This window comes from Agrobacterium burrii, from assembly GCF_017313405.1.
GTDB lineage: Bacteria > Pseudomonadota > Alphaproteobacteria > Rhizobiales > Rhizobiaceae > Agrobacterium > Agrobacterium burrii.
In genome coordinates, this window is record NZ_JAFLNA010000019.1 from 74,558 (window position 1) to 89,946 (window position 15,389).

The 15,389-nt window shown below is 52.5% G+C and carries 15 protein-coding genes; 5 read left to right on the forward strand and 10 right to left on the reverse strand.

The features are described from left to right. Positions 1 to 349: 349 nt before the first annotated feature. The 5 genes from JZX89_RS26270 to JZX89_RS26290 all read right to left on the reverse strand — a co-directional run bounded on the left by JZX89_RS26270 (position 350) and on the right by JZX89_RS26290 (position 4,706). Positions 350 to 817 (reverse strand): TIR domain-containing protein, encoded by a 468-nt coding sequence (locus JZX89_RS26270; protein ID WP_207135849.1) that lies wholly within the window; start codon positions 815 to 817, stop codon positions 350 to 352. Position 818: 1 nt separating this feature from the next. Further along, positions 819 to 1,412 carry a 7-cyano-7-deazaguanine synthase gene (locus JZX89_RS26275; protein WP_207135850.1) on the reverse strand — a complete coding sequence of 198 codons (594 nt, stop codon included), beginning with the start codon at positions 1,410 to 1,412 and terminating at the stop codon, positions 819 to 821. A gap of 1 nt (position 1,413) precedes the next feature. Continuing rightward, on the reverse strand, positions 1,414 to 2,109 hold the full coding sequence (locus JZX89_RS26280; RefSeq protein WP_207135851.1) for an 8-oxoguanine DNA glycosylase: 696 nt from the start codon (positions 2,107 to 2,109) through the stop codon (positions 1,414 to 1,416). Beyond that, entirely contained in the window at positions 2,106 to 3,506 is a 1,401-nt protein-coding gene (locus JZX89_RS26285; RefSeq protein ID WP_207135852.1) for a toll/interleukin-1 receptor domain-containing protein, read from the reverse strand. Before JZX89_RS26285 ends, JZX89_RS26280 begins: the two co-directional genes overlap by 4 nt. Positions 3,507 to 3,572: 66 nt before the next feature. Further along, positions 3,573 to 4,706: a carbohydrate kinase family protein gene (locus JZX89_RS26290; protein ID WP_207135853.1), complete on the reverse strand. Its 1,134-nt coding sequence runs from the start codon at positions 4,704 to 4,706 to the stop codon at positions 3,573 to 3,575. A 163-nt stretch (positions 4,707 to 4,869) separates the two neighbouring features. On the opposite strand from JZX89_RS26290, the gene JZX89_RS26295 reads away from it, so the two are divergent. The 4 genes from JZX89_RS26295 (at position 4,870) to JZX89_RS26310 (ending at position 9,510) form a co-directional block, all read left to right on the forward strand. Further along, a complete protein-coding gene (locus JZX89_RS26295; protein WP_207135854.1) occupies positions 4,870 to 6,213 on the forward strand; it encodes a TRAFs-binding domain-containing protein in 1,344 nt (447 codons plus the stop codon). Positions 6,214 to 6,348: 135 nt separating this feature from the next. Beyond that, a complete protein-coding gene (locus JZX89_RS26300; RefSeq protein ID WP_207135855.1) occupies positions 6,349 to 7,230 on the forward strand; it encodes a DUF4231 domain-containing protein in 882 nt (293 codons plus the stop codon). A gap of 324 nt (positions 7,231 to 7,554) precedes the next feature. Further along, on the forward strand, positions 7,555 to 7,986 hold the full coding sequence (locus JZX89_RS26305; RefSeq protein WP_207135856.1) for a TIR domain-containing protein: 432 nt from the start codon (positions 7,555 to 7,557) through the stop codon (positions 7,984 to 7,986). Between the two features lie 204 nt (positions 7,987 to 8,190). Next, on the forward strand, positions 8,191 to 9,510 hold the full coding sequence (locus tag JZX89_RS26310; RefSeq protein ID WP_207135857.1) for a hypothetical protein: 1,320 nt from the start codon (positions 8,191 to 8,193) through the stop codon (positions 9,508 to 9,510). A gap of 757 nt (positions 9,511 to 10,267) precedes the next feature. On the opposite strand, the gene JZX89_RS26315 is transcribed toward JZX89_RS26310, so the two are convergent. Next, the gene (locus tag JZX89_RS26315; protein WP_207135858.1) at positions 10,268 to 10,957 is read right to left on the reverse strand and encodes an HAD family hydrolase; all 690 of its coding nucleotides are present in this window, start codon (positions 10,955 to 10,957) and stop codon (positions 10,268 to 10,270) included. A gap of 209 nt (positions 10,958 to 11,166) precedes the next feature. Between JZX89_RS26315 and JZX89_RS28980 the strand changes: the two genes are divergently transcribed. Then, on the forward strand, positions 11,167 to 11,730 hold the full coding sequence (locus tag JZX89_RS28980; protein WP_440131605.1) for a 4'-phosphopantetheinyl transferase family protein: 564 nt from the start codon (positions 11,167 to 11,169) through the stop codon (positions 11,728 to 11,730). 20 nt (positions 11,731 to 11,750) lie between these two features. Here the strand turns inward: JZX89_RS28980 and JZX89_RS26325 are convergent, their stop codons facing one another. The 4 genes from JZX89_RS26325 to JZX89_RS26340 are packed head-to-tail and all read right to left on the reverse strand — an operon-like array spanning position 11,751 to position 15,353. Continuing rightward, positions 11,751 to 12,671 (reverse strand): formyltransferase family protein, encoded by a 921-nt coding sequence (locus JZX89_RS26325; protein ID WP_207135860.1) that lies wholly within the window; start codon positions 12,669 to 12,671, stop codon positions 11,751 to 11,753. An 8-nt stretch (positions 12,672 to 12,679) separates the two neighbouring features. Continuing rightward, positions 12,680 to 12,949, reverse strand: a complete 270-nt coding sequence (locus JZX89_RS26330) for an acyl carrier protein (protein WP_207135861.1) — start codon at positions 12,947 to 12,949, stop codon at positions 12,680 to 12,682. Next, positions 12,946 to 14,499 carry an AMP-binding protein gene (locus JZX89_RS26335; RefSeq protein WP_207135862.1) on the reverse strand — a complete coding sequence of 518 codons (1,554 nt, stop codon included), beginning with the start codon at positions 14,497 to 14,499 and terminating at the stop codon, positions 12,946 to 12,948. Before JZX89_RS26335 ends, JZX89_RS26330 begins: the two co-directional genes overlap by 4 nt. Then, positions 14,496 to 15,353: an alpha/beta fold hydrolase gene (locus tag JZX89_RS26340; protein WP_207135863.1), complete on the reverse strand. Its 858-nt coding sequence runs from the start codon at positions 15,351 to 15,353 to the stop codon at positions 14,496 to 14,498. Before JZX89_RS26340 ends, JZX89_RS26335 begins: the two co-directional genes overlap by 4 nt. Positions 15,354 to 15,389: the final 36 nt, after the last annotated feature.

Consider the following 15,389-nt stretch of genomic DNA (forward strand, 5'->3'; position numbering starts at 1 on the left):
GTGGGAAGGCTTGGGGGCGGTAGCGCAAAACATCCTGACCATTATCGAGACTGCCAAGATCGATGGCCACAATCTGGAGGACTATCTCACAGACGTCCCTCAGTGGGCGCCGGCGAAAGACCGATGCGAGGCGGCGGCATCTCAAGAAGATGAGCTAAGCCGCAAGCCCTAACCGAGCGTAATAGACACCAAAACGCACTCGCTTGAAGCTCACAGTAGGTTGGGCCTATGCGCGTTTTCAATCCAATACTAAAAAGCGGCGGATTGCAAAGCCCAGTCATCTTCCGCGGAAACGCTTCGCATCGGTTTGCGCGTGGAAAAGTCCACACTTGGTCATGGCCCAAACCCTCTATTTGAGTTCGTTTGACAGATTTCTCCATAGCACGGTTTTGATCTGATTCTCGCTGATCCATCGTGGCGATTGTGCAGGCGCCTTACCTTCGGGATGCACCGCAATGACCTTTTTGCCGAGACTGATGCTTTTTTCCACCTCCCACTGAACCCATTGGCTCTGTGCAGTATTGTTCGATAGGTAGACGACCGTCACCGAAGACCGATTGATCCGCTCCGTGATTTTCTGCTTGATATAAGCAGCTCGCTCGCTGTCGTAAGGTTCTCGGACTGAGTGATCGTTAAATTCGATATCGCTATTTTCGTTCTTAGCGTGAGCCCGAAGCAGATTTACTTCGTTCATGTCCTCGGTCGCGAAGCTTATAAAGACGTTTCGCTTACCCTCCTGGAGAGCTGCCTTCGCCTTTTGTTCGAGGGAGCGAATATCGCCAAGCCTACTCCAACTTCCACTGCTTCCCCCTCCCATCTCAAACCTCCTTGATCTTAAATTCGTTGCACGCAATGCAGTCTCCGCATGGTTCCTCTTGGCCGAGATGGCACGAGTAGGTGCCGCCGATGCCTTTTTCTGTCGCGAGCTGTATCACTTCATCTTTGTGGAAGGCCGCCAAGGGCGCAAGCACTTTGATCGAGCGACCCATTACACGAGTGATTAGAGCTTCGGCGTCATGCAAGAAACCAGACGTTTGATCAGGGAAAAGGCTCGTTTCCTCATGCAGCAGACCAATTGAAACCGCGTCGGCATTGACCTGATAGGCGTATGCGGCCGCAGTTAGCAAAAACAACATATTCCGGCCCGGTGTGAAAGCGTCATCCACGACGTGCTTGGAGGTATCAGTTAAGCCGGATTTTATCAGCCGTCCGAACCCCGAAAGATCCGCAATTTCGAGTTGTTCCAGTAGACCCAGCTTCTTCATACTGATTTTGCAAGCGGCTAACTCTCTATCGAGAGACCGCTGACCATAATTCACAAACAGTGGATGGATTTTCAGCCCCTCCTCGATCGCCAAATAGGCCACTAACGTGGAATCGAGACCTCCAGAGACCAATGTGACTACGCTCATATTAGAAATTCCCAGTCTCGGTTTTGTTGAACATTCGCATCACGATCCATATTGCCCAGTCGATCAGCCCCACCGCCGCACCGAGATTGTTGGCATAATATCGCAGGGTGGTTTCTCTTTTATAATATGCGGGCATCGTCGATATGGAGCTCTGCGTATCCGAGCAGAGGCCCATTCGCGTCATAAACTCGAGCACATGCCGATCGAGGACGGCAAGGTCGTAGCTGATCCCGCAATTGCGCAAGAACATGCTGGCTTGTTTAGGGCCCATCCCAAGCGTGTTTTTGACGAACCATAGTCTTAAGCTAACAGGATCCTGATTTGTCTTGAGCAAGTTCCCCAAGGTTCCAGTGTGGTCCGATATCGCTATTCTCGCGGCGGCAAGTTGGCGTCCCCGGGAAGCGGGAAATCGGTAGCGCCGGAATGATCCGTCAACGTTGAGCGGAGCACTTAGAATCGACACCAGTCGCTCCTCGGTTTCATCCGAGGGATCGCTAAGAAGAACGTCCTCGCGGTCAATCGCATCGGCTGCCGCGACCGCCAGAGGATAGGGCACTTGGCTGCTGAGGACACAGCAAGAGAATTCCTTCCAGAGGAGCCGTTCTTCAGTCGCCACGGGTACTGAAAAAGCCCTCTCCTCGACATCGGAATAAATCGTGACAACTGCACGCTCCAAGCGCTCGCGAACGGAACTCATTCGAACAGATCCGGAATAGCGTCTTTGATTTGCTTGACGCTAGCCGGGCCAATAATTTCTACGAGCATGCTTTCCATCTGGTTGGTTTTCAGTGCGTGCGTCAGCTTGTCGTTGAATTGTCGGAAATAGTCGAGGTTATGCAATGCAACTCTACCCGCGTACTCAATCTTCCCGTCGTCGAATGCATCAAGAGTCACCTGAGATTCCGCGAAACTCATTTGATATTTGAAAAAATCAAAATGCTGAAAGTGATGCAACCGATGGGTCTGTTGATCAACAACCATTCGGCACCACTCAAGACCATCGAAACTATCGGCGCCGGCGGCGGCCAAAAGCGCGATGCTCCAAGGGTTTCCCGTGCCAAGCACGTGCAACGGTTGGTAATATGGAAGCTTGCGAAGTTCTTGCCTGATCCGCTTAACTGTCTTGGCCCGCTCTATGAGACCCGACCCCAATTCTCGTTCAGCTACCGCGATGAGAGGAGCGGAAAGCGAATAAGCGACTTCCCGAACGATGTGCGGCAGGTCCTTGACATTGTAACCGCTCAAAGACTCTTTCGGGGCATGGACGATCGGCAGGATGTTTTGAGTGGCTGCGACCCGGTCTCGTGTTACTGCCTTAACGACACTTTCTATTGCCGCCTTGGGGTTCACCTTGGGCGTCATGACGTCGAAGCAATATGCCCAGTCATGGGGAACGTCTCTCATGGCTTCAGCGAACTTCCCGGAAGTCCAGCTATCGTCGCCTCGCCTTGTCGCCTCGTAATTTCCGGAGTCGATAAGAATAAATCCACCGTCGTCGTGCACCTGCCTTAGTTCCTGGATTATCCCCTTTGGACGTCTGATGGGAAGCAGGTCGTATGCAGATACCAATATCGCCGACGCCTCGAACAATCTCAGTGCCTTCACTGCATCCTGTGGCACCAATTGTGTCTCGTGCGATGAGACGGACATGAAGAGGCTTGGCCACGATAGCGGTATTGGTGAAGGATGCTGTGGCGTCGTGACAATCTTCGGCGAGACCACGTTCGCGATCTTTGCAATCAACTGTTCAAAGCTGGGATGAGAATCCAGGTCGTTCCATCCAACGAAACCGACGCCGCTTCTGCTCACAAACGGGTACATCATCTCCGTCCCGTCCAGAAATATTGGAATTATCTGGATTCCGTGCCTATCGGCGAGGTGAACTTCTTCACGAACGGGCTTACTTTCGTTTGCATCGCTTGACCAAACGACGACTACACATTTTGCCTTAGCAATCTCGTGCTCTATTGCTTCAGAATAGGAGCCGACCAGATTGTAGTCCCACCAAACATCCCACTTTCCGCGTAATAACTCAACAATTTTACCTGTGGTGGAGTTATCTGTGCTTGAATGGATGACATAAACATCCGCCATTACGAGCGTTCCCCCGACTCGCTTAAAGGTGACATTGCCACACATACACACAATTGAAAATTGTTGTCATGACGTTTCAATAGGCCATGCGGCAACATACATGGCAGTGGTGAAATCATCTTTAACCATGACATCTCCCCAAGGCGCGAACCGTTTTTCTTCGTCCAAAATGACAACCCGATCTGCTCCTATATACTCGCAGGCAATGGCTTGAGTTTCTTCGAGAGTTAGCCCGTCAGACAGAATTAGGAGGGTTTTTGGGCGATCGGATTTTTCCGAGGGCAAATCCCCTAAGTCAACAGCTTCCACCGCCATACCAAGCGTTTGCAGGCAATGTCTTGCTTCTTCCAAAGAATAACGCCTTCCTAGTGTCTCCACGGACCCGCGCAAGGTTACGCTACTAGGCACGACGCCAGTGATAGGACGCCTCACAATGGTCTCCAACAGGGGCAAGGGACACTCGGGGGCATCGCAATAAAAAGAAACCGCTTTTGAGGCGATTTCCGCAGAAGTCGACGCCGGTATCTTCATCTCGGCCCATGTATGCGCGAAAACCGCGCTGAACACATCGCCTGTCCCGATTTTGAAAACTCGCTCGGACCAATGGGGCGGAATGGTGCTTTTCCGACCTGGCTCCACGACGAGTGCCCCTCGCACGCCGCGTTTAACTACGATGACGCTGGCGCGACGTTGATCAAGCAGTGTTTCACAGGCTGCTTGGATGTCCGACCCCCCGCTATATCGCAAAAGCTCTCCTTCGTTGAGAACGATAGCTAACTCCCTCGCCTTTGAACCATTTGCCTCAAAAGGCTCCACAGCACCGGCCCCTTGAGGGTCGTAAACTGCCCTTTCGGCGCTGACGATCGCTGAGCCCTCCAATAAGCCAAACCTCAAAACGCATTCACCACGGACGATCAGCGGTGCCTCTGCTTGCACAGCAGTGGGCATGATCAATGGATTCGACAACGGATGAAAATACGAGAATACAATGTCGGTGGAACTTTGCTGGCAAACGACATTGACTCCCAGACGCTCAAGGTAGTCGATTGCCTCGCCACCCTTCGACGAACTGTAGGTGTGAAATCTCGTGCCCGGCGACAGCTTGCCGATGACCGCCGCTGCTCTGACCCCAGACCCGAACTCTCTGTTCCAAGGTGGCGTCTCACAGACTTCGCGGTAAAGTCCGCCAGCAACAAGCATGTCCGTCGATCTCCATCAATCTCAATGCTTGATTGCATTTCGCGGTTGATATTTCCTGTATCACTACTACCAGATAGCACGGCTGAGAATCATTTTTTGATTAAATGCGAGCAAGTTGGCATGCCATGGCAGTTCAGTTGCTTAGCCTCAAGGGGATGTCAAAGTGGTACATAAACCTTTGTGTTTCGTTCTGATGCCGTTTGGTAAGAAATCCGCCGGCGGCGAGAAACCGATCGACTTCGATGCGGTGTACAGAGACTTGATCAAACCAGCAGTAGAGCAGGCCGGCCTTGAGCCGATCAGAGCGGACGAAGAGCAGGCAGGGGGGATAATCCATAAGCCCATGTTCGAGCGTCTCGTTCTATGTGACTTTGCGGTTGCTGATCTGACAACAGCAAACGCCAATGTGTTTTACGAGCTCGGGGTCCGGCATGCCGCGAAACCGCGGACCACCGTTCTTCTTTACGCGGAAGGGCAGGGCCGATTGCCCTTTGATGTCGCTCCACTGCGAGCAATGCCGTACCCGGTAAGCGGTAGGGGTGGTCCAGCGAACGCCGAGGTTGCCGTCAAGACCTTGGTTGAAAAAATAAAAGCAGCGAAGAAAAACCAGGAAAAAGACAGTCCACTATTTCAGTTATTGGATGGATATCCTGACATCGCTCATGAAAAAACGGATGTCTTTCGAGATCAGGTTGCCTACGCAGCTGAACTTAAAAAGAAGCTAGCTGAAGCGAGGAAGTTTGGTCGGGACGCGATTTACTCGGTGGAACTCACGTTGGGTGCGCTCGACGACGAGGAGGCAGGAGTAATTGTCGATCTATTTCTTTCCTATCGCGGAGTGAAAGCTTGGCCCGACATGGTAAGGATTTTCGACAAAATCGATGCGCCACTCCAAAATACGATCCTGATAAGGGAGCAGTACGCGTTTGCGCTAAACCGAGCAGGAAACGGCGAGCAGGCCGAGGAAATTCTTCTCAACCTAATCGAGCAACGAGGGGCGAGCAGCGAGACATATGGAATATTGGGGCGCGTCTATAAGGATCGGTGGAAGAGAGCCCGCGACGAAAACAAGCCATTAAAGGCTAAAGGACATTTGAAACAGGCAATCGAAGCGTACACGAAGGGCTTTGAAGCGGATTGGCGCGATGCGTACCCTGGCATCAACGCATTGACCTTGATCTATATTCTTGATCAGAACGATCCCCGACTGTCTGAGCTGGAATCGGTAGTCGAGTATGCTGTGAGGAGGAAAATAGCATCTGGCACCCCCGACTACTGGGATCATGCGACACTGCTCGAATTGGCGGTGCTAACCCACAATCAGGTTCTGAGCGAAGAACACCTCTCCGATTTGATACCTCGGGTCCGGGAACCTTGGGAGCCAGAAACTACCGCAGATAATATTCAGATGTTAGCCGATGCCTTGCCGGAGAAGGCCGAGGAGCGCGTTTGGATCGCGGCCATCATCGCTGAACTGCGGGCAGCGGCAGATCAAAAGACTGTCTGATACGACTGAAAATCTCTCCACCTTCCACTGGCCCGGTACATGTTTATACGGGGGTAGGGCAAAGGAATTTTTGAGACTTGGTCGAGACTAGATTACGAAGACAGGCAGCGAAAGACAGATGGGAATATACCGACCATGACGACCACACAATTTAAGTACCCCGCGCTGTACGCCACTGCAAATCAGATGTCGTCCGGCTCCCAAAGCACGTTTCTGTGGCTTATCAGAGCGGAATACGGTCTCTTGTTTATCTCGGCTGTATCGTCAATGAATTTTTATACGACACCGGTTTACTTCATAGTACCGGCGTTGGCCTTGATCGTATCGCTCGTCGTTATGATGATCCGCAGCCTACTTAAGCCTGAGCAGGGATGGTATCGTGGACGCGCGCTCGCCGAGTCGATCAAGACGTCATCATGGAAGTATTGCATGCGTGGCGAGCCTTTCGGTGATGCTGACAATCTCGCGGTAAGACGAGCGGAATTCCGAACGTATCTAACTGAGATTTTGTCTGCGAATAGACTGATAGGTGACCGGATGCCTCCAGATCAGGCGGCCGCGGACCAGATCACCCAATCCATGGAGGATGTGAGAGCCCTACGCCTCGAAGATAGAATCCAGTACTACGATACTTATCGGATTTCGGAGCAGCGCCAATGGTACGCGGATAAGGCAGCTGCCAACAGAAGGGCGAGCAGGCTTTGGGTTGGAGCGAGCGTGATCGCCTACGCACTTGCGATTTTCCTGAGCTTGGTCAGGCTCACTGCGCCGGCATTCGAGTTCTTGCCGATTGAGCCGATAATCGTGATCGCATCGTCGATCTTGGGGTGGATGCAAGTCAAAAAATTCAACGAGCTAGCTTCTTCATACACACTTACTGCCCATGAAATCGGCATTATTCGAGGTAAGCTCGGGGAAGTGAAGGCTGAGGTGGATTTCTCACAATTCGTTGTGGAGAGCGAGCAAGCATTTTCTAGGGAACATACACAGTGGGTGGCAAGGCAACAACACGCATAGAGCCCCGTGCGTATGGGTTCAAAGACAGAAACTAACAGCCGCTGGTTATCTTTGAGCATCTCAGGTCAGCGTATAGCTGTTTGGCCGATGGCGTGCTCCGCACATTCAATCCCACCTTTCCGAGACAATCGGAGGGCTCCCTCTGGTTTGACGCATGAACCGTAGCTGATCCCATTGCTTCAACATTTTCCTCAAATACAGAATTGAGATTGGAGGGGTCGGATATTGTAAACAATACTTGTGGATTTCGAACAATGTAACTTCGAGAGATCGCGTCAAGCGTGTATCAAATGGCGAGGGTTTAACGTTGGGACTTCAATAAATATGACATACGATGTTTTCATCAGCCATGCCTGGAGTTACAGCGAGCGCTATGAAGGCGTCATCCGATTGCTCGACACTGCATCGCAGAATCTGCCCTGGTTTTCCTACCGCGATTACAGCGTTCCTCGAAATGAGCCGATCGTAGCTCCGAATGAAGCTGTTCGCGTTTCCGTGTTGAAGGGCAAGCTGAAAGAACAGATACGCCAAGCGAGCTGCGTTATCGTCCCGGCGGGTATGTATGTTACCGAGCGATTCTGGATCCAGGCGGAAATTGATATCGCGTTGAACGCTTTTGCCTACCCGAAGCCGATCATCGGCATTCGCCGTCGCAGCCAACAAAGAACGCCTGTTGAGCTTGAGCAACAAGCAAATACTATGGTCAATTGGAACAGCAACAGCTTAGCTTTAGCAATCAATGAAGTTTGTCGCTGATCGAATGGGCCTTATTCAGCCGTTAAACGTTATCGGATGAATTGCCGGGCAATTTCAAACTGACAAGCATCCGAACTATCTCCACATAGTCCATACTGGTAAGGGGTCGCTGGTCCTGATCCGTTCGATACGAGGGCCGTTCACCTCCCTAGCAAGTATTCAAGCAACCGATTGATCTTCATATCGTCGCAACAATGGTCTGGCATGACATACGAAACCGAAGCGCGGCTCAAGAGTTATCTCGATACAAACCAGCTTTCACGCGAGCGGCTGTGCCTTGCCCTTTTGAAACTCGATAAACGGTTTTCCAATGTGCGCCCCCGTCACCCACATGGAGGCAGGGACGGCGGCTGGGATATTGATGCTGTCTTCGACAATTGTCAAAAAGTCGCCGGCGCCATAGGTTTTATGATTGGCGCAAACGATGCTCCGGATCAGAAGCGCGACATTGCTAAAAAATTCAAAGCTGATGCGAAATCAGCTCGTTTCGCAAAAGGCGATGATAACCCCCCAGAATTCTTCGTCTTTTTTACTAATATTGACCTCACCGTAACGGAAGAGCGGGACCTTATTGATTTTGCGAAGTCCAAGGGTTTTGCAGCCTGCGACATCTATGACCGCGAGCGAATGCGCTTGGCGCTCGACGATATTGATGGGCTTGCCGCGCGCATTCAATACCTGGACATCCCCTTGTCGGAGGCAGAACAAGCCAGTTTCTTTTCGCGCTGGGGCGACGACATACAATCGGTGATCTCTACCGGTTTTCAGCGACTTGAAAGGACATTGAAACGCGTGCTCTTTCTGCAAGAAGCGGACGACGTCCTCAGCAACATCTCCATTCACTATGAGCTGGACCGTGAGTATGAGCCCGAGGAAATAGGTCACTTTCGAGCCTTCTGCAGCTTTCAGCTAGCCGAGCCGAAACACAAGATATTCGGAATCCTTTTTGGGCGAAGTGACGATGCTGACCGCTATCGCGAAGAGCGACATCGACCAAAGGAAGTGGGTATCCAGGCTGGCATGTGCGGACCTCAATGGGAGCATATGTTGGACCTCGAAGCTCACGAGGCCGCTGGCCGCGAGGAAGATGACGAGAAGTGGGAGTTTCGAGGAGCATCGAGCAGCGTGGGTGCTCAGAAGGTCAACAAAATCGTTGCCATCTACAGCCATGATCATGGTTTTTTTCGTTTTCAGCCTCGCCTACGGCTATACGATCTCAATGATGCATGGTTCATCCATTTTCTAAATGCTTCCCTAGCGGAAAAGCTCGCCAAAATACATGTCTTCGCAAACGGCTATAAGCTTGCGTCTTATGGCAAAGCTGGGTTCCAGATCGATCGAACCCCCTTCGAGATGGAGATCCCAGACCGATTTTCGCAGGAGGAGCTTGCTGATCCTTGGGTTCGGATACGTGGTGCCCGCAGTTCAAGCCACTCCCTACATTTCTCCGAGTGGACTCCGGCGCGCTTCTACGAGCCGTTCGATATTTCAAGCCTCGGTGAAGAGGGCCAAATCAACCAATGACCATAAGTAGTGTTGGCACACATCTCGCTGAAGTTTTTGGTCACTCTTCCTCCGGTGATGATTGGCTCTTCCCGAAAAGCTGCTTTTTGGGAAAGAACCAGACCTGGCTGACCGTCTAGCAAAATTGGGCGTGCTTATCTGCCGCGACGACGTGTCCTACGATATGCCTTACCTGTTTCGGGTCGGCGCCGCGTTTCTGAAAGCGGTGGGGTGGCCCCGAAGGCCTATGGAGTAAGCATAACTTCCTCGCTGTTTTGAGGAGAAGCCCGTTGTCAATCACATAGCGAAGAAGGCATGCACACTCATGTGACTATCAAGCTGCAGAGGTCGCTCGTGCCTTGTAAGCTCTCTCACAACGGAAATCTGATGGTCCGGGTCACCTCATCAACCGTTCCGCTGACAACGAGCCGCTGCCCGCAGCTAAGAAAATTCATCGTGTTAGCTTTATTCAGCTAACGGGTGGTAGGTTCGAATCCCATCAAGAGCACAAGCGCTACGGCCGCTTCGCGCATTGTCTTTAGTAACAATAACACTCTTCCGAGAAGCGGTCGCTTCGCTTGTCACGACACTAATAGTTTCGAGGTTGCGATTGGCCGACGGATTGGGGCAGCGAGCGGCCTGAGTTTGGTTAACAGCTTCTCACGCTTCAAAAAATTGCGACAAGCCGCATTAAGAACTGAGCGCTGAGGCTATACCGTTTTCTATACGTTTTATCAGACTCATGTAACCGCAGCGCGCGGCAGCCAAAATCTTGGTTTCAGAGCAAGGCGTCGACAGCCTCGGCGACACTGCGTACGCATAAATCGGCGAAGGGCCTCGCAGCATCGGTGTGCGACAGGTCCCTATCGATCAGTATGGTTTTCATGCCTAGCGCACGGGCACCTTCTAATTCGCGGTCCCCACCATCTCCCACGAAAATGCAATTCGCCGGAGCAACGCCTATCATCTTACAAATATGCTCATAAATCGCAGGTTCCGGCTTCATGCATCGGACCTCGTAGGAGAGGACGCTGGCTGTGACGAGCTCGCCGAGGCCACTCCGCCCTAATACCGCTTTAGAATGCGCCGACGCATTACTTGCAATTCCTGTCGCGATGCCGCCTTTGCGTAACCGAAGGAGAGCCGAAGCGGAGTCGTTATAAACCTCAATAGCACCGTAAAACAATTCGATATTACGTGCGACGACCTCGCCCACCACATCGCGGTCTCGCTCCAACTCGCATATTCGAGTTGTCTTCCAAACGCGTTCTTCCATACTTGATATTTCTCCTAGCATAGACGACCTGGAAAGAGACCGGAATGCGGCCAAAAACGTGCCTGCATCAATGCCGAGGTCCCTAGCCATCGTACGATAGAAAGGCCCGGTGAAGTCCTCCTTGAGCAATGTGAAGAAGAGGTCGAATATGACGCCGCGAGGCTGGCCGAGTGAGTTGAAGTGTCCTATCATCGCGTTCTCTCTTGCAATTCGGAATATGACTTATGCCTGCTCCGCCCGAAGCCATATTTCTAGAAACGTTGCTTGCCGGGGTTGACCGAAGCTGGCGGGAAAGCGGCTCGGTACTTCTGGTCGTTCGCTTCGATCCAGAGGCAGGCGGACTCAGAGAGGCCGATGTCCCACTGACCGCGGCTGAGCGCCGCCGGTATGCAAGGCTTGTTATGCCGTCGGACAGACGGCGATTCCTGATTTCCCGACTGGCATTCAAGATGCTCGTCGAGCGAATAAGCGGAGAAGCCGCCTGCAAACTTGAGTTGGTTGCTGACACCTGCCATGGTCGACCGGTTCTGCGGGGCACAGAAGGGCTCGATATCAACATCTCTCATTCGGGTGGATGGGTAGCGATAGGTTGCTCGAGCACCGGCATCGTTGGCGTAGACGTTGAGGAGCAGACAACCGGAATGAGCAGCATCGCCAAGCTTATGCTGACGCGTAGTGAGCGCGATTACTATGAGCAATCGGAGTCCACGGGCAAAGACACAGTCCTTCTGCGAACCTGGACCGTCAAGGAGAGTGTCGCAAAGTACTTCGGAAGCGGCCTGCCGTCTATGCTTAGCAGGATTGATTGTACGTGGAATGGCGATCATCTTGCGGCCTTGAGCGTCGATGGTGGAGTCTCGCCGGATGTGGTCTTGACCGAGATCTCCGAACATGTGTGGTTGGCAGTAAGCCTTTCTCCCGGGAGCAAGCATCCTCGTCCCGTTTGCGTGGACCTGCGGTGTTAGTTCCCCATCCAACAGCATTTTCACCTGTCGGCCACTTCGCCGATGTCTGTTAAAGCAAGCAGTTCGCCGGTCGACTGCTTTCGCAACCGCGGTAATTGTATAGTGCCGCCGATAAAGTGGATGCCAGATCGGCAGCGCTCAAGCGTAACAACGTGATCAACCTGTTTCATCTCGGGATCGCGCAAGCCGCGGTAGGAAACGACGTCGAAAAGTTCACCTTCAATTTCGACAAAGGCCGGAATAAGTTCAGTCTTAAGTGGTCGAAAGTCCATTGCTCGAAGAAACCGGTAGGCGATTTCAAACTCTCCACCAATCGGAACTTTCCCATTGTTGGGGATCTCCCGCCCGAGGAAGAGACGTGACGATGGCCTAACAGTAACGGGGGAAGGGGTGACATTGGCAACGAGCAGGTCGATCAACTCCGGGAACATGTGAATCCCCACCTCGACACATCGGACGATAAGAGAATAAGCGGTCTCGTTTCCGCACAGAGGGAACCGTCGCTGAAGAACGTTCGCCCCTGCATCTATGCCCTTATCTGCGTCAATGAAGTGCCACGTGACCCCGTACTCCTCTTCGCCATTGTATATTGCCCAGGAACAAACATTTAGTCCACGATAGTCTGGCAGAAAACTGTTGTGAAAGTTGAGGGAACCTCGGGTGGGCAGCTCGAGGATTTCCTTTCCTAGGATGACGCGAGAGTTTACGTTGAGCAGGTAGTCGATGTGCAACTTGCGTAAATTTTCGATCTCGTCCTGCAACGAAGAGAGTTCGAAGATAGGAATATTCTCTCGGCTCGCGGTCCGCAGGAGTTGAGAATTAGCTAGCCGGTTGTCTACGCCCAGCGCAGCCACCTTGATGCGTGTATCGCCTGAAGCCATATTCAGACATTGATCGCCCATGGCGCCGTTCGCGATAAATGCAAGCCTAACCGGATCCATAGTACAGCTCAAACTACATTATTCAGTGCAGGTGTGGGCAGCAGGAAGTTATCGACGATTGCATTAACGGAGCTGAACTGTTCAAGTTCAATTGAATCCATATCTACCTCCTGGCCAGTAACCCGTTCGATCAACAGCACCAGCTGCATGAACTTAAGGGAACTGACCAACCCGCTGTCGAAAAGATCTTCATCAAGATCCACGTCACGCATCCCGTCATTCAGGGTCTTAATCCAGTCGACGATCAACTGCGTCTGCTCCTTTATAGATTCCGTCATTTTCCAAACTCCTCAAAAAGCGAACCGAGCAATTCCTGACTAGCGGCTCTGCGATCCTTTTTTCCGTTGCTGTTGAAATAAGCCCGTTGCAGCGACGAAATTCGTCTCGGCATCATGTAACTGGGTAAATGAGCAGCGCAGGCGCGCCTCACGTCCTCCAGGGAAACTCCTGGATGATAGACGCGTAGCTCCAGACTGGTTGCACCATCCACCTGAAGAGCAAAGGCATAGGCAACTGCTTCCACGAGGTGCCGCTCTACGGTCGCTTCGATGTCGAGCAGTTCGATCCTGAATCCGTTGACTTTTACCTGGTCATCGGTTCGGCCTTTAAAGACGTATCCAAATCTGTCCGAGAGTGCCACGATATCACCCGTCCGGTAGGCGCAAACCTTAGCGCCGTCGATCTCTAGCTTCGCGAACGCCTGATCGTTTCGGGATCGATCCAGATAACCTCCGAAAACTTGCCGCCCGCTTATGCATAACTGACCCGCGCCGTCGGCTTCGTCCTCTAGGTGGAAGCGCGAGTCACCAATGGGAAACCCGATCGGTACCGTGTTAAAGGAAAGCATCTCCAGATCCTGAGCATTGCACTTGAAGCTCGATATAGCGATGGTCGCCTCGGTGGGGCCGTAAAGGTTGAAAAGGGTGGAACGCTCAGCCACTTTCAACCACTGCCGCGCATCGTTTGTGGTGAGGGCTTCTCCGCAAAACAAGCTGAGTCGCACACTATCTAGTGCCGCTCGGAGCCGCGACGAACCTATCAGGATCGAGCGGATGGCTGAGGGCACGCAGAAAAAAACGGAGATATTCTCGCGCATGATGTAGGCGCCCAAATTGAATGCGTCCCGTTTGGACGGAATGCAGAGGCATGCACCAGCCATCCAAGTTGCAAACATGTCGTGTACCGACAAATCGAATGATAGCTCGAATACCTGGGAACAGCGGTCACTGGGTCGGAGTGCGACGATATTACTAATAGCCGTAAGATAAGCGTCGAGCTGGCTATGACGGATCGGTATCCCCTTTGGAGTTCCGGTCGTGCCAGAAGTGAACAGAACGTAGGCGATCGGATCGTGGTTTTCAGTACCAGCCCCGACGGCTGCCAAGGGCAAGTCCGGAAGCTTCCCTAGGATAGAGATTTCATTTGTTGTGCCCCCTATAGGCAAAATGATGGCATTGCGAACCAGTCCCAGATCTATCAATGATTGCGCCCACCCGCGATCGGTTTCCGTGGCAACCAGGACGTCGGCATCCACTGCGTGTAAGATGCTTTCTACTCGGTCCGGCGGAAGAGCTGGGTTGATTGGAACGTATCCCAGTTCATGGACTACGCCGGTCAACGCCGCTAGGTAGGTGCCATAATGCTTCGTAGTTGCGACGAAGAAGCTCGATCTATCACTCAACCGACTGATATGCAGGAATAAATTTCGACTATCCTTCAACATCTCGTCATAGGTGCGCGTGCCATCTGGCGCCGATATCGCAGGATATGTAGCGTGACACACAAAGGCTTCGATTATACGCGTTGATATCCGCGGCGCTTTACTCATCGGTCGCCACCCAAATAGGCAGTGACATCGGCGATCAAGGACGGGTTATCAACTATCCCGTAGTGTCCACCTACGGCATAAGTACTAAGGCCTATGCTAGGCTTGGCAAAGCGGATGGCTTCGAGATAGTCCGTTGAAACAGCCTCGTCATCTAGGCAATAAAAGGCGTGCAGTTCTCCTTTTACGCGACGAAGCACGTGGGTCTCGTCGTCGCAACGATAATCCCGCAACATCCGGGAATAGCCAGCAATGGAGCGTGGGCTGGCCATGTGGGCCTTAGACAATGCTTCCTTTGACGCCACCGCAGGTCCTCCACGGTTTAGCACGCTGTGAACGAACCTCGCTGCTCCTCCTTCGTCAGTTGCAGCTTTCATGAGCAACGGGACGAGGGCTGTTTCGTAAGGGCTTTGATGCGGCACGTGCAAGAGGTTAAAGTAGGGGCTGATCAATGCCGCGCGCGAAACAGCAAAGGGCAGTTCTGCCTGCAGTCGGGCAAGTACCGATGCGCCATTGCACAGAGTGACGGCTTGACAGTCCTCAAGGCCGAGATCGAACAGGCCGGCACGCAGGTGACCAAGTAACGCCCTGTATGACTGAACGCGAGAAAAGAACGTGTCCCCATCGTCCCCGACACGGCCGTACTCCCAGAGCACGACGGAATGCCCGGCCGCTACCAACGATAGACTCAGCGGGAGAAACAATTCCGACGAAACCCCAATGGCGTTGAAAATCAAAACGGGGGTGCGAGTGCCTGGGGAGGTGCGAGCAAACCGAATGAAGGCACTGTCATCTATGGGGGCAAAACTGGAGGAGACCGGTGTAAGTTCTTCCAGTGCTGCGATCGTTGCGTCCATGGGTTAGGCCCTTTTCATTGGCAGCGTATTAATAGC